Genomic DNA, 14,789 nt, shown 5'->3' with positions numbered 1-14,789 from the left:
AAAGTTCTTGACGGTTACGTTCAGCAGAACTGCATGGATGTGAGGTTTCAGCCGGAGCGGACGGCCGAGTCCCCCGGCGCCTGGGCGGCCGCCGCCTGGCGCAGCGCGGCCAGCACCCGGGCCAGGCCCGGCGCCCCTTCGGAGCCGCGGCGGGCGGCCGCCACCACATGGCGGCGCGGCTGGTCGGCGTGCAGCACCCGCAGGGCGACACCGGTGCCGCCCCGCTCGCCGCGGCCGCCCGCCATCGCCATCCGGGGCACCAGCGCCACGCCCATCCCGGCCGCGACCATCGCCAGAATCGCGCCCCAGTCGGCGGCGGCATGCGCCTGCTCGGGTACGAATCCGGCGCTCTCGCACGCCGTGGTGGTGATCTGCGACCAGGGGCCGCTGCTGCCGAAGATCCAGGGCTCGCCCGCGAGATCGGCCAGCCGCAGCCCCGGCTCGGCGGCCAGCGGATGACCGGCCGGCAGCGCCACGTCCAGGGGGTCGGCGAGCAGCGAGACCCGGCTGAACCTGGGGTCGCGCGGGGTGGGCGCATGCGCGGCCAGCGACAGCGCCAGATCGACGCTGCCCTCCGCGAGCAGCTCGTACGCGGCCTCCGCCTCCGCCTCCCGTACGGCCACGGCCAGGCCCGGATGGGTACGGCGCAGCTCCTGCACGGCGGGCACCACCAGCGCGGGGATGGCCGTGGAGAACGCGCCGACCCGCACCTGCCCGGCCTCGCCCTGGAGGTAGCCGAGGAGTTCCGCGTCCGCCCGCTCGAGCTGGGCGAAGACGGCCTCGGCGTGCCGCAGCACCAGCTGCGCGGCGTCGGTCAGCCGCACCCGCCGCCCATGGGCCTCCAGGAGCGTGACCCCGAGCTGCTTGGCCAGCCCGGTCAGCGCCTGCGAGACCGCCGAGGGCGTCATGTGCAGCGCCTCGGCGGTCGCGGTGACCGTGCCCAGCTCTTGGAGTGTGCGCAGGATACGCAGCTTTTTGATGTCCCAGTCGGCCATGCGGGCAGCGTACGCAGTCAGCGTCTGGTCCCGGCGCCGAGTGCGACGCCCGCGATGATCGCGGCCATGCAGACCAGCTGGGTGGCGCTCACGGCCTCGCCGAGGACCGTCCAGGAGAGAAGGGCGACGCAGACCGGCTGGAGGTAGTAGACGACCCCGGCGCTCGTGGCCCCCACCAGGGCGATGGCCTTGTTCCAGGTGAAGTAGGCGACGGCGGAGGAGAAGATCCCGATGTACAGGAGCGGTCCCACGGTACCGGCGGCCGGCTCGAAGCCGCCCTGGACGGCGAGGCTGATGCCGTACGCGGGAGCCAGCATGCCCGCCCCCAGGGCGAAGGTCATGAAGAGGAAGGACAGGCCGCCGATCCCCTCGGGGCGCCGGCGCAGCAGCGCGCTGTAGCCGGCGAAGGTGGCGGTGGCGGCCACCATCCACAGGTCCCCGGGGGCGAAGTCCAGCCGCAGTACGGCGGCCGGCGAGCCCTTGCCGACCAGTGTCACCACGCCCGCCAGCGCGATCGCCATTCCGGCGGCCCGCCGCCCGCCGAGCTTCTCGCCGCCCCGGGCGAACAGGGCGATCATGGCCGGTGAGGCGGCCGCGATCATGGCCATGTTGGTGGCCGAAGTGCTGCGTCCCGCTTGGTAGATGAGGGTGTTGAAGAGGGTGACGCCCAGCAGCGCCGCCAGCGCCAGGAACGGCAGGTGCCTGACGATGACCGGCCACTGGCGGCGGACCTGCGGGAGGGCGAGCGGAGCGACCGCGAGCAGCGCGATGATCCAGCGCCAGAAGGCGGTCTGCACGGGCGGGACGGTGTCGTGCAGGGCGCGGGCGATGACGAAGTTGCCGGACCAGATGACGGTTGCCGTCAGGGCGAGCGCAAGGCCCACCCCTTGTGCGGACGGCGCGCCTGCGCCGCCCGTCGTGGTGGTGCGGTGAGCGCGGACCCTCTCCAGGACTGCCACGGTTTCCTCTCCCTCGGTGGTGTGTGGGATCCACCGTGGCAGCCCAGCAATCATCAGGTCTATCGAATAATTTCGCCAATTCCTTTCAGTACAACTGAAAGATTGCCCTTTCGGGGACCACCAGGGCGGTCAGGACGCTTTGGCCGCCCGGCGGGCCGCGATGGCCGCCTGCCGCTCCTCGAACTTCCGCGCCTGCCCGTCCAGGCCGTCCATGTACAGCCCCAGCTCCTCCTGGGCGCGCAGCCCGGCGGGCCCCAGGCCGCCGATCTCCAGCACCTTGAGGAAGCGCAGCACGGGCTGCAGCACATCGTCGTGGTGGATGCGCAGGTTGTAGATCCCGCCGAGGGCCATCCGCGCGGCGGCCCGCTCGAAGCCGGGCATGCCGTGGCCGGGCATCCGGAAGCCGGTGACGACGTCGCGTACGGCGCACATGGTCTGGTCGGGGGCCATCTCGAAGGCCGCGCCGAGCAGATTGCGGTAGAAGACCATGTGGAGGTTCTCGTCGGTGGCGATCCGGGCCAGCATCCGGTCGCAGACGGGGTCGCCGGAGTGGTGGCCGGTGTTGCGGTGCGAGATGCGGGTGGCCAGCTCCTGGAAGGCGACGTACGCCACCGAGTGCAGCATGCTGTGCGAGTTGTCGGACTCGAAGCCCTCCGACATATGGGCCATCCGGAACCGCTCCAGCTCGACCGGGTCGACGGCGCGGCTGGTGAGCAGGTAGTCGCGCATCACGATGCCGTGCCGGCCCTCCTCGGCGGTCCAGCGGTGCACCCAGGTGCCCCAGGCGCCGTCGCGGCCGAAGAGGGTGGCGATCTCGTGGTGGTAGCTGGGGAGGTTGTCCTCGGTCAGGAGGTTGACCACCAGGGCGATCCGGCCGATGTCGGTGACCTTGGACTGCTCGGGAGCCCAGGCCTCGCCGCCCATGACCCCGTCGAAGTTGCGCCCGTCACTCCAGGGCACGTACTCGTGGGGCATCCATTCCTTGGCGACCTTCAGATGCCGGTTGAGCTCCTTCTCGACGACCTCTTCGAGCGCGTAGAGCAGCTGGGCGTCGGTCCAGGCGGCCTGGCCGCGCTCTCCGTTATGGCGGGCGGGGGCGATGGTCACGGGGGAACTCCGGGGGACGACGAAACCTACGGGACCGCAGGCGGGGACCTACGGAGCCGTAGGTTACGTCATCGTAGGTTGGGTCCGGTTAAACATCCCCCGCCCCCCAAACCGGGAGGAAACCGCCCGATAGCCTCCTCGCAACCCCTTTTTCACCTGCGGAAACGCCTCGTGGTGTGTCCGGGTACAACAAAGGGCGTCCAACCGGTTCGTATGAACCGGCTGGACGCCCTCGAAGCGTCGCTGGTGCCCGGCGTCAGCCCTTGGACTTGGCCTGCTTGCGGGGCTTGTCGCCGGCCATGACCAGGCCGGCGATGATCAGGAAGAGCACGATCGGCGCAGCGACGTAGAGGCCGAGCGTCTGGATCACGCTCAGGCCCGGACCCGGGTCGTCACCGTCGTCGGGGATGAGCGCGAACGCGGGGGACGACATCATCAGCATCAGCGCGGTGCCGGCCGTGATGGTTCCGGCGCGCAGGGCATTCTTCTTGACCTTGTTGCTCACGAAGTCAACGTATCGGACGCCCCGCCACCCCGCGCGTCCGGGGTGGCGCAACCGTCGGCCTCATCGGCTGCGGTGCAGCGTCACCGGCCGCAGATACGTCCGCCCCCGGGCCTCCTGCACCACGACCCGCACGGCGTCCGCCGTGACCGGCCCCGACAGGGCCAGGATCCGCCGGTGACCGATCGTGGTGCCGCGGCCGACCGTCACCCACATCCCGCCGATGCGCGCCCGCACGGCGAACCGCTCCACGCGCTGCCCGTGCCGGATGTCCTCGGCCAGCCCGATCCGGTCGAAGGTCCAGGGGCCGGGACCGCCGTCCGCCCGCAGATCTTTCCCGTACGTCGCGCGTACGGCGTTCCCGAAGGCGGTCAGCGAGGCGACGTCCTCCGGGGCGATCCGGCCGTCCTTGGCGGGCGGGACGTTCAGCAGGAGGGAGGCGTTACGGCCCACGCTCTGCTCGTAGAGGTCCATCAGGGCCCCGGGCGTCTTGGGGCGCTCACCGGGGTGGTGGAACCAGCCGGGGCGCAGCGAGACATCGGCCTCGGCCGGATACCACTGGAGGAACTTGGTGGTGGGCGCGAGGAGCCTGGCGCGCGAGCCGATGTCGGGGTCGGTGGAGTCGTTGGGCAGGCCGCCGGCCATCACCGTCCACGGGTCCTGGGCGGACGGCGTCACGCTCCACTCCGTCTCCCGCGCGACGCCGTTCTCGTTGCCGACCCAGCGGGCGCCCTGCGGCCCGGCGAAGACCACGGTGTCCGGGGAGAGCCGGTGGATCACCTGGAACCACTGCGCCACGTTGTACTTCTGGGTGATGCCGGAGTCCGTCCAGGGGTTGGCGCCGTCGAGCCAGAGTTCGTCGAGGGGGCCGTACTGGGTGAAGAGTTCATAGACCTGGTTGAGGTAGTACGCGTCGTAGTCGTCCGCCCGGACGCGGAAGGTGGGGAGCTTGCCGCTGCGGACGGCGGCGGTGCGGTCGTCGCCGGGGACCAGGGTGGGGATGGTGCGCTCGGTGACCTTGCTGCCGTTGCCGAAGCGGCCCAGGCCGCGCGGGGCGTGGTCGCCGTCCTCGAGAGCGACCCGTTCGGGCAGGCTGAGCGGCTTGCCCTCCTGCTGTTTCTTACGGATCTCCTCGACCCACTTCGCGTGCCAGGCGTGCGGGAGTTCGGCGCCGTCGGAGGGCGAGAGGTAGATGCCGACCTTGAGCCCGGCCCGGCGGGCGGCCTTGACGTAGGCGCCGACGACATCGGGGCTGCCGGGTGCGGCCGCGACGGTGTGCGGGCTGTAGCGGCTGGGGTAGAGCACGAAGCCGTCGTGGTGCTTGGCGGTGAGCATCACCTGCTCGGCGCCGGCCGCCTTGTAGGCGCGCATCCACTGGTCCACGTCGATGCGGGCGGGCGTGAACAGCTTCTCGTCCTCGGCGCCGGAGCCCCATTCGCGGCCGGTGAAGGTGTTCATGCCGAAGTGCGTGAAGGCCGTCACCTCCCGCTGCTGCCAGGCGAGCTGCCCCTTGGTGGGGACGATGTCGGCGGCCTTGTCGATGATGCGGGCCGGGGTGTCGCACGGCTCGATCGCCATCTGGGAGGCGGGGCGTACGGGCGTGTCGCAGGGGCCCGGCGGCCGGGATGGGGGTGCCTCCCTGCTCCACGAGAGCTCGGGGGAGGGCGGTGAGGGGGCGGTGGCGAGCAGGGCCGTCGCGGCGAGCGCGAGGGCGGCGAGCGCGTGCGGGCGTCGTGCCAGGGGTCCCATGGATTGCCTCCAACTCCCCGGCCATGCGCAGCGGATGCCGAATGGTCGGATGTCTGAGTGGCGTCCAGGGCATGGTGCCGGACGGTGCGGCGTACCGGAAGGGTGTGTGCAGGACCTGGATTCAGCGGTCCCCGTTGGTCAACTCCCGCATCAATGCGTGCAGTCGGGGTGATGCGGCCAGCTCTTCGAGGGACTGCGGGCGGCCGTCGGGGCCGGCGATCGGAAGGCGCCAGTTCGGGTATTCATCCCATGTCCCGGGGAGGTTCTGCGGGCGGCGGTCCCCGACCGCGTCCGGCAGCCACACCCCGACCAGCCGCGCGGGGGTGCGCAGCAGAAAGCGGTGGACGGCCCTGACCGCGGCCTCCTCGTCGCCCGCGCCCTCGGGCAGCAGTCCGCGCCGCGCCAACTCGCCCAGCCATTCGGCGAGTTCGTAGCGGGCGCGGGACCGCTCGCGCTCCGGCGGCCCGGCGAGCAGCCCGAGCCGTTCGCGCAGCGTGACGTCCTCGCCGGTCAGCCGGGCGGCGGTGGTCGGCAGATCGTGGGTGGTGACGGTGGCCAGACAGCCGTCGCGCCATTCCTCGGGGGCGAGGATGCGGGCCTCGGCGCCGGCGGCTTCGGCGGCGTCGACGGCTGCGTAGTCCCGCTCGAACCAGAGCACGGACGTGCCCAGCACCCCGCGCTCGGCGAGCGCATCGCGTACGCCCGGCTCGACCGTCCCCAGGTCCTCGCCGATCACCGCGGCGCCCGCCCGGTGCGCCTCCAGGGCCAGCAGCGAGAGCATCGCCTCGCCGTCGTAGCGGACGTAGGCGCCCTCCGTCGGCGGCCGCCCCTGCGGCACCCACCACAGCCGGAACAGCCCCATGACGTGGTCGATGCGCAGCGCCCCGGCATGCCGCAGCAGGCCGCGCAGCAGCTCGCGGTACGGGGTGTAGCCGGCGGCGGCCAGCGCGTCGGGGCGCCAGGGCGGCAGGCCCCAGTCCTGGCCGTGGGCGTTGAAGGCGTCGGGGGGCGCGCCGATGGACATCCCGGCGGCGAAGGCGCCTTGCTGCGCCCAGGTGTCGGCTCCGCTGGGGTGGACGCCGACGGCGAGGTCATGGACCAGGCCGATGCCCATCCCGGCGTCCCGCGCGGCGCGCTGCGCGGCCGCCAGCTGCTGGTCGGTGAGCCAGGCCAGGCGGCAGTGGAAGTCGATGCGGTCCAGGAGCCGGGCGCGCAGGCGGGCCGTGGCGGGTGAGCGGGGATCGCGCAGCCCGGCGGGCCAGGCGCGCCAGTCGGGGCCGTGCAGCTCGGCGATGGCGCACCAGGTGGCGTGGTCCTCCAGAGGCGCGCCCTGTTCGGCGAGGAAGTCGCAGTACGTGGCGCGGCGCCCCGGCGGGAGCGGGACCGCGCACAGCAGCTCCAGGGCCTCGCGCTTCAGCTCCCACACCGCGTCCCGGTCGATCAGCGCGCCGCGCTCGAGGACGTCCCCGCGCAGCGCGGCGGCCCGTGCGGCCAGCTCGTCGGCCCGTGCGCGCGCGGGGCCGGACAGGTGGGCGTACTCCGGGATGTCCTCGATGCGCAGATGGACCGGGTCGGGGAAGCGGCGCGAGGAGGGGCGGTAGGGGGACGGGTCGGTGGGCGGGCCGGGGACGGCCGCGTGCAGCGGGTTGAGCTGGACGAAGCCGGCGCCCAGGGTGCGCCCCGACCAGGCGGCGAGGTCGGCGAGGTCCCCGAGGTCGCCCATGCCCCACGAGCGGCGGGACAGGAGGGAGTAGAGCTGCACCAGGAAGCCGTGGCTGCGGCCGGGCGGCGCGGGCACCCGGTCGGGGGCGACGATCAGGTGGGTGCGGGCGGTGCGGCCGTCGGGAGCGTGCGCGTGGAGGGTGTGGACCCCCTGGGGCAGGCCGGTCACCGGTGCCCGGGGCGTGACCTCCGCGTTCCGGCCGTCCTCGGTCTCCACCCGCAGGACGGTGTCCTCGGGCAGGCCACCGAGATCGGGCGGGCGGCCGGGGCGGGCGACGACGGTGGCGGGGAGCAGGCTGCGGCCCGCTCCGTCCTCGTACGCGGCCAGGGCGGCGCGTACGGCATCGGGCGTCGAGGCGTCGACCCCTAAGGCGGCGAGCACGGCGACAACGGTGTCGTCGCCGATGTGGAGGGTGGTGCCCGGCGAGGGTTCGTAGCACGTGGCGATGCCGTGCAGCCGGGCGAGCCGGGCGCGGCCCATGGGTCCTCAGACCTCCATGGACTCCGTGCCCAGGCCGGCGGCCGTCGGCTCGCTGGTCAGCGGCAGCTCGGCGGAGATCGGGACCTCGCTGGTCAGTGGCGCGGCGTCGGCGAGCGGCGGCTCACTGGTGAGCGGCGGCTCGGCGAAGCTGAAGGATCCGGAGCCGTCCAGTCCCGAGTCGGGGCCGGTGATTCCGTCGAAGATGTCGGGTTCCATCGGCGCGTGGTCCGGTTTGGCGGACAGCGCATCAAGCAGAAGCTGAGCGGATGCGGCCACGAGGGCCTCCCGTTCATCGGTAATGGGACAGGTCTTGCCTTACCCACTCGACACGAGTGCAGACGCTTTTCCACCCTAAACGTGTCTCACGTCACAGCGCATCCACAGGCGATTTCACGGCTGGGCCGTTCGAGTGACGCAGAGAGTCCGGACAAACCGGGCATCGAGGCGTAAGTTCTGCGGGCGCAGGCGGGTTGCGGCGGGCCGTCCGGCCCGGCCTCCCACGCGGGGCGAAACCAGTACATCACCGCCCTCCCCGGGCGTCCTCCCCCGGCTCTCGAGGAGCGGGGGGAACCCCCAGCGCCCGGTTGACACCTTTACCGACACAATGGTGGGCTCACAGCCGAAGGTCTGTCCGAACGGGCACCGGCGGCACACAGGGGGCCCGGTGCGAACCGGCGAGCAGATGACGGGGACGAGGAGCGGCCGTGCGGGTCCGGGGCGTATGGGGCGTCGGAGGAATCGGTAGGACCGGTGGCACCGGTGGTACCGGTCGGGGCAGCAGGAACGGCGCGGGCGCACGCGCGCGCGTCGCGGGGACCACGGCGCTGGCCGCCGCGGTCATCTCGGGACTGCTGGGCGGGGTACCCAGCGCCCAGGCGGCGCCCGCGGACCCCGCCATCGGCACCCCCGACCAGCCGGACCGGCCGACGGACGCGGGCACACCGCCCGCCGTGTGGCCGCGCCCCCAGTCGATGCGGGAACTGTCCGCCGCCGTACCGCTCGGCGGCGAGGCGACGCTGGTGGCGGCGCCGGGCGCCGATCCCTACGCCCTGGACGTGGTGCGCGGCCTGCTGCGGGACGCCGGGGTGCGGAAGGTCCATGAGGTGGCTCCCGGCGACCGGCTGCCCGCGGCCGGGCCGGTGATCAAGGTCGGCGGGACGCCGGCCGCCGACGCGCTGCGCGCGCTGAAGGTGCCCGCCCGCGGGGATCTGCCCGCCGGCGGCTACCGCCTCGCCGTCGGCCAGGCCGACGGCCGCGACACCGTCGCGCTGGACGGCGTCGGCCCCGACGGCCTCTTCCATGCCGCGCAGACACTGCGCCAGCTCGTCACTGAGGGACCGGACAGCCGGCAGCTGGCGTCGGTCGCCGTACGGGACTGGCCCGGCACGGCGGTACGGGGCACCACCGAGGGATTCTTCGGGCAGCCCTGGAGCCGGGCGCAGCGGCTGGCGCAGCTCGACTTCATGGGCCGTACCAAGCAGAACCGCTACCTCTACGCGCCGGGCGACGACCCCTACCGCCAGGCCCGGTGGCGCGACCCCTACCCGGCCGCGCAGCGGGAGGACTTCCGGGCGCTGGCCGAGCGGGCCCGCGCCAACCACGTCACGCTGGGCTGGGCGATCGCCCCCGGCCAGGCCATGTGCATGTCGTCCGAGGAGGATCTGCGGGCGCTGCGGCGCAAGGTGGACGCGATGTGGGCGCTGGGGGTGCGCTCCTTCCAGCTGCAGTTCCAGGACGTCAGCTACAGCGAATGGCACTGCGACGCCGACGAGGAGACCTTCGGCAAGGGGCCGGAGGCCGCCGCCAAGGCGCAGGCCAGGGTCGCGGGCGCGCTCGCGGACCATCTGGCCGAGCGGTATCCGCACTCCGCGCCGCTGTCGCTGATGCCGACCGAGTACTACCAAGACGGCTCCACGGCCTACCGGGAGGCGCTGGCCGGGGCGCTCGGCGACCGCGTCGAGGTGGCCTGGACCGGCGTCGGCGTGATCCCGCGCACCATCACCGGCGGTGAACTGTCCACCGCCCGCCAGGTGTTCGGCCGCCCGCTGGTCACCATGGACAACTACCCGGTCAACGACTACGCCCAGGACCGGATCTTCCTCGGCCCCTATACGGGCCGCGATCCGGCCGTCGCCACCGGCTCCGCCGCGCTGCTCGCCAACGCCATGCAGCAGCCGGTGGCCTCCCGTATCCCGCTCTTCACGGCCGCCGACTACGCCTGGAACCCGCGCGCCTACCACCCGGCGGAGTCCTGGTCCGCGGCCGTCGACGACCTCGCGGGCAGCGACCCGCGGGCCCGCGCCGCGCTCCGCGCGCTGGCCGGCAACGACGCCTCCTCCGTGCTCGGCGGCGACGAGTCGGCGTATCTGCGGCCCCTGATGGACCGCTTCTGGAAGGCCCGCGCCGCCGCCATCGACGCGGGCCGGCCCGGCAAGGACGCGGACCTGGCCAAGGCCGCCAAGGCGCTGCGGGCCGCGTTCGGCACCATGAGCACCGCGCCGAAGGATCTGGCCTCGGACCTGGCGGCCGAAGTGCGGCCCTGGGCCCAGCAGTTGGGCCGCTTCGGCCGGGCGGGCGAGGCGGCCGTCGACACCCTGATGTCGCAGGCGCAGGGCGACGGCGACGCCGCCTGGGCCGCTCAGCGCACGACGCAGCGGCTGCGCAAGGAGATCGGGCAGAGCACGGCGACGGTCGGCAAGGGGGTGCTCGCGCCCTTCCTGGAACGGTCGATGACCGAGGCCGACGCCTGGACCGGGGTGCGCGCCGACGCGCCCAGGCCCACCGAGGGCGCCGATCCGACCTCGCTGACCGTGCCCTTCGCGCGGGCCCGCCCGCTCACCGCCGTCACCGCGCTGACCGAGCCGGGCCCGGCGGCGGGCGTCGTGTCCCTGGAGGCGCATGTCCCGGGCGAGGGCTGGCGCCGTCTGGACCAGCTCTCCCCCACCGGCTGGACCGAATCCCGTACCCCTGGCCTGCGCGCCGACGCCGTACGGCTGTCCTGGCCGAAGACCGCCGACGCCCCGTCCGTCCACGCCGTCACCCCGTGGTTCGACGACACCCCGGCGGCCGGTCTGGAGCTGTCCCGCAAGGAGTCGGACGCCCAGACCGGCGGCACCGCGACGGTGGACGCCCGGATCTTCTCCCGCCGGCCCGGCGACGTACGGGAAAAGCTGAAGGTCAAGGCGCCCAAGGGCTTCACCGTGCACGCGCCGCAGCAGGTCACCGCCCCGCGCGGCGGCACCGCCACGGTCCGTATCGCGGTCGACGTCCCCAAGGACACCCCCTCCGGCTCGTACGAGATCCCCGTCACCTACGCCGGCCAGGAACAGCGGCTGACCGTACGGGCCTATCCGCGCACCGGCGGCCGGGACCTGGCGCGCGGCGCCGCGGCCACCTCCTCCGGGGACGAGACCGACGGCTTCCCCGCGTCGGCGGCCACCGACGGCGACCCCGGGACCCGCTGGTCCTCCCGCCCCGAGGACGGCGCCTGGCTGCAGTTCCCGCTCCCCCGCCCCACCCGCCTGGGCCAGGTCGTCGTGAACTGGCAGGACGCCTACGCCGCCCGTTACCGCATCCAGGTCTCGGCGGACGGCCGCAGCTGGCGCACGGCGGCCACCGTCCGGGACGGCAAGGGCGGCCGCGAGGCCGTGCGGATGGACGCCAAGGACACCCGTTACGTCCGCATCCAGGGCGACAAGCGGGCGACGCGGTTCGGGTATTCGCTGTGGTCCGTGGAGGCGTATGCGGTGGCGCCCGGCGGGTGACGCACGCGTCGGGCCGGGCCCGGCGGAACACCCGCCGGACCCGGCCCGTACGTACGGAAAAGCCCGGCTCTACGCCGATACGGCGTCGATCCGGGCCAGGGCGTCATCCGCGCCGTACGGCTGCAAATACGGCAGCCAGCGCGGGTCTCTATGCCCGGTGCCGATGATCCGCCACGCCAGTCCTGATGGCGGGGCGGGCTGGTGGCGCAGCCGCCACCCGATCTCGGCGACATGGCGGTCGGCCTTGACGTGATTGCAGCGCCGGCAGGCGGCTACGACGTTTTCCCAGGTGTGCTGACCTCCACGGCTGCGCGGGATGACGTGGTCGACGCTGGTTGCGACGCCACCGCAGTACATACAGCGCCCGCCGTCACGGGCGAACAGCGCCCGGCGGGTCAGGGGCACGGGGCCACGAAAGGGCACCCGCACAAACCGCTTCAAGCGGACCACGCTCGGAGCCGGTATGACGCGGGTCGCGCTGTGCATCAGGGCGCCGGATTCCTCAAGACTCACAGCTTTCTCATTGAGTACGAGGATGAGCGCGCGGCGGAGCGGTACGACGCCGAGCGGCTCGTACGACGCGTTGAGGACCAGGACGTGCGGCACGGGTGCCTCCTTGTACGCCGGCGGCGCGTGGCTCGCGCCGGGACGATCTCCCCCAGTGTCCCCCGGTGCCTGGTCGGAGCGCCACCATGACCGAGTAACGGGCCGGAGGTGTTTTCCACCACACCACCGCACTTCCCTCCAGATCGGCCTCTTTCCGGCCGTCCCGGGACCCTCCCGGCTCGAACACGGGCACGGACCGCACCCGTTGCCCCGTTAGTGTGGTTGGTCTGCCCGGTCCAAGGGGTCCCACCGAGGCCCGGGTCTGCTGTCCCACACGGAAGGTTCTGCTGTGCACTGGTCCGCTTCGACGGCCGCCACCGCGCCGCTCAGCGCCGCGACACCCGGGTCAACCGGCTCCGCCTCGCTCGACGAGGCCACCCAGAAGGCCACCAACGCCGCCGGCTGGGTGGAGGAGAACTGGGGGACGTGGGTCGCGTCCGGCCTGCAGATCTTGCTGATCATCGTGATCGCGGTGGTACTGCGGCATGTGATCCGCCGCACCATCACCAAGCTCATCGAGCGGATGAACCGCACCGCGGCCGCCGCCCAGGGCACCGCGCTCGCCGGCCTGCTCGTCAACGCCGAACGCCGCCGCCAGCGCTCCGAGGCCATCGGCTCGGTGCTGCGCAGCGTCGCGTCCTTTGTGATCATGGGCACAGCCGCCCTGACGGTGCTCTCCGTCCTCAAGATCAACCTGGCCCCGCTGCTCGCCAGCGCCGGTGTGGCCGGCGTCGCGATCGGTTTCGGCGCCCGGAACCTCGTCACCGACTTCCTCTCCGGCGTCTTCATGATCCTCGAGGACCAGTACGGCGTCGGCGACGAGATCGACGCGGGCGTGGCCACCGGTACGGTCATCGAGGTCGGCCTGCGGGTCACCAAGCTGCGCGGCCCCAACGGCGCCATCTGGTATATCCGCAACGGCGAGGTCAAGCGGATCGGCAACCTCAGCCAGGGCTGGTCCACGGCCGGTGTGGACGTGGTGATCGCCGCCGACCAGGACCTCCGGCGCGCCCGGGACATCATCACCGCCGCCGGCGAGGAGATGGCCAAGGCCGAGCCCTGGAACGAGGTGCTGTGGGAGCCGGTGGAGGTCCTGGGCCTGAGCGAGGTCCACCTCGACACCGTCACCATCGGCGTCTCCGCCAAGACCATGCCCGGCAAGGCCGCCGGCGTCGAGCGCGAACTCCGCTGGCGCATCAAGCACGCCCTCGACGAGGCCGGCATCCACCTCGCTCCCCGTCCGGCCCCCGCGGAAGAGGAGGAAGAGCCGGCCGACCCGTCCGCTGCCATGGCGGCCCCGTCGGCGCTCAACAACCCCCTCTCCCCGCAGTCGGTGGCCACGGATCCGCTCTCGGGCCCGAAGCTGGGGAAGTAGCCGGAGCGCCCCCGTACACCACAAGGCCCCTGCCCCGCGGTCTCCCGCGGGGCAGGGGCCTTCTTCGCGTCGGATGCGCCCCGGCGCGCGCCGCCGGCCTGCGGGCGGCGCGGCGGCCGTGCGCGCACGGGCAGTCAGGGCCACCGGCAAACTCACCCCGTTGAACCCATTGACGAGCCCCTGACCCGCGACCTACCTTCCTGTCCATCGATTGGAAGGTTTCCTAACAGAAGCTCGACGGTGGTCGTCGCCGTCGGAAGACGGGGTGGACAGTCGTGGCCGCAGCAGGACAGGGAGCGCAGGGGACGCCCGGCACGCCGCGGGTGCTGCGGGCGATGAACGACCGGGCCGCGCTCGATCTGCTCGTATCGCAGGGGCCGCTGACGCGGACGCAGATCGGGGAGCTGACCGGGCTGTCGAAGCCGACCGCGTCGCAGCTGCTGGCGCGGCTGGAGGCGGCCGGGCTGGTGCGCACGACCGGGAATGTGACCGGGCGACCGGGGCCGAACGCGCAGTTGTACGAGGTCAATCCGGTGGCGGCGCATGTGGCCGCGCTGGCCGTGGACCAGCTGGGGATCACCGCGGCCATCGCCGACATCACCGGGCAGGTGCTCGGGGAGGAACGCGTCGAAACGGATGCGGTCGGCGAGGGCGTGCCGAACCGGACGGCGCGGCTGGTGGCGACGGCCGTGGACGGGGCGCTGGCCAAGGCCGGGCTGGGGCGGGAGCAGCTGCACGGGGCGGTGATCGGCACGCCCGGCGCACTGGACCCGGGGACCGGCACGCTGCGGTATGCGCCGCATCTGCCGGGCTGGCACTCGCGGGCTCTGAAGGAGGAGCTGGCGCAGGTGCTGGGGACGCCGATCGTGATCGAGAACGATGTGAATCTGGCGGCCGTCGCCGAGCAGCACGGCGGCGCGGCGCAGGACTTCGACGACTTCGTGCTGGTGTGGGCCGATGAGGGGGTCGGTGCCGCGATCGTGCTGGGCGGACAGTTGCTGCGCGGCGCCACCGGGGGCGCGGGCGAGATCGGGTACATGCCGCTGCCCGGCGCGCCGCTGGCCCGCGGTGGCGACCGCAGCGCGGCGCGGCCCGATGCCGGCGGCGGGTTCCAGCGGCTGGTCGGGTCGCCGAGCGTCGTGGAACTGGCGCACGAGTACGGCGCGCCCGAGGTCCGTACGGTCGCTCAGGCGCTGGAGCGCGACGATGTGCGGGCGGAGGTGGCCAGGCGGCTGGCCACCGGGCTGGCGGCGGTGGTCGCGGTGGTCGACCCGCGGCTGGTGGTGCTCTCCGGCGAGGTGCCCCAGGCCGGCGGGGAGGAGCTGCGGGCGCTGATCGAGGAGGAATTCACCGGGCTCGCGCTGCCGCGTCCGGAACTGCGGATCAGCGATATCGGGGGAAATCCGATTCTTATCGGTGCACTGCGGACGGCGCTCGCCGAGGCGCGTGATGCGGTCTTCAACACCGGGTGACGCTGCCCCGGCGTCGCCGTTCCTTTGCTTTTCCCCACTCCGCCGGCCGTAAAGGGA

The 14,789-nt window shown here is 73.1% G+C and carries 11 protein-coding genes; 3 read left to right on the top strand and 8 right to left on the bottom strand.

Annotated elements, in window-relative coordinates; genetic code table 11:
• Positions 1–47 precede the first annotated feature (47 nt).
• The 7 genes from ACZ4S3_RS18990 to ACZ4S3_RS18960 form a co-directional block, all read right to left on the bottom strand.
• Positions 48–995 (bottom strand): LysR family transcriptional regulator, encoded by a 948-nt coding sequence (locus ACZ4S3_RS18990; RefSeq protein ID WP_467935269.1) that lies wholly within the window; start codon positions 993–995, stop codon positions 48–50.
• 17 nt (positions 996–1,012) lie between these two features.
• Positions 1,013–1,954: a DMT family transporter gene (locus ACZ4S3_RS18985; protein WP_467935265.1), complete on the bottom strand. Its 942-nt coding sequence runs from the start codon at positions 1,952–1,954 to the stop codon at positions 1,013–1,015.
• A gap of 129 nt (positions 1,955–2,083) precedes the next feature.
• Positions 2,084–3,061, bottom strand: a complete 978-nt coding sequence (locus tag ACZ4S3_RS18980) for an acyl-ACP desaturase (protein ID WP_467935261.1) — start codon at positions 3,059–3,061, stop codon at positions 2,084–2,086.
• Between the two features lie 256 nt (positions 3,062–3,317).
• Positions 3,318–3,566, bottom strand: coding sequence for a hypothetical protein (locus ACZ4S3_RS18975; RefSeq protein WP_467935258.1), 249 nt, complete (start codon positions 3,564–3,566; stop codon positions 3,318–3,320).
• Positions 3,567–3,626: 60 nt separating this feature from the next.
• Positions 3,627–5,312 carry an alpha-L-fucosidase gene (locus tag ACZ4S3_RS18970; protein WP_467935255.1) on the bottom strand — a complete coding sequence of 562 codons (1,686 nt, stop codon included), beginning with the start codon at positions 5,310–5,312 and terminating at the stop codon, positions 3,627–3,629.
• Between the two features lie 121 nt (positions 5,313–5,433).
• Positions 5,434–7,515, bottom strand: coding sequence for a 4-alpha-glucanotransferase (gene malQ, locus ACZ4S3_RS18965; RefSeq protein ID WP_467935252.1), 2,082 nt, complete (start codon positions 7,513–7,515; stop codon positions 5,434–5,436).
• 6 nt (positions 7,516–7,521) lie between these two features.
• Positions 7,522–7,791: a hypothetical protein gene (locus tag ACZ4S3_RS18960; RefSeq protein WP_467935248.1), complete on the bottom strand. Its 270-nt coding sequence runs from the start codon at positions 7,789–7,791 to the stop codon at positions 7,522–7,524.
• Between the two features lie 548 nt (positions 7,792–8,339).
• Here ACZ4S3_RS18960 and ACZ4S3_RS18955 point away from each other — a divergent pair.
• Positions 8,340–11,279 (top strand): beta-N-acetylglucosaminidase domain-containing protein, encoded by a 2,940-nt coding sequence (locus ACZ4S3_RS18955; RefSeq protein ID WP_467935605.1) that lies wholly within the window; start codon positions 8,340–8,342, stop codon positions 11,277–11,279.
• Positions 11,280–11,348: 69 nt separating this feature from the next.
• On the opposite strand, the gene ACZ4S3_RS18950 is transcribed toward ACZ4S3_RS18955, so the two are convergent.
• Positions 11,349–11,885, bottom strand: a complete 537-nt coding sequence (locus ACZ4S3_RS18950) for an HNH endonuclease (RefSeq protein ID WP_018088296.1) — start codon at positions 11,883–11,885, stop codon at positions 11,349–11,351.
• A 289-nt stretch (positions 11,886–12,174) separates the two neighbouring features.
• On the opposite strand from ACZ4S3_RS18950, the gene ACZ4S3_RS18945 reads away from it, so the two are divergent.
• Both ACZ4S3_RS18945 and ACZ4S3_RS18940 read left to right on the top strand, forming a co-directional pair.
• Entirely contained in the window at positions 12,175–13,260 is a 1,086-nt protein-coding gene (locus tag ACZ4S3_RS18945; RefSeq protein ID WP_467935242.1) for a mechanosensitive ion channel family protein, read from the top strand.
• A 335-nt stretch (positions 13,261–13,595) separates the two neighbouring features.
• Positions 13,596–14,732 carry an ROK family transcriptional regulator gene (locus ACZ4S3_RS18940; RefSeq protein WP_467935601.1) on the top strand — a complete coding sequence of 379 codons (1,137 nt, stop codon included), beginning with the start codon at positions 13,596–13,598 and terminating at the stop codon, positions 14,730–14,732.
• Positions 14,733–14,789 lie beyond the last annotated feature (57 nt).

It is taken from the genome of Streptomyces sp. NPDC028368 (assembly GCF_055565615.1).
Note: the sequence above shows the minus strand (reverse complement) of the source record. Positions and strands in the feature narration are given on the sequence as shown.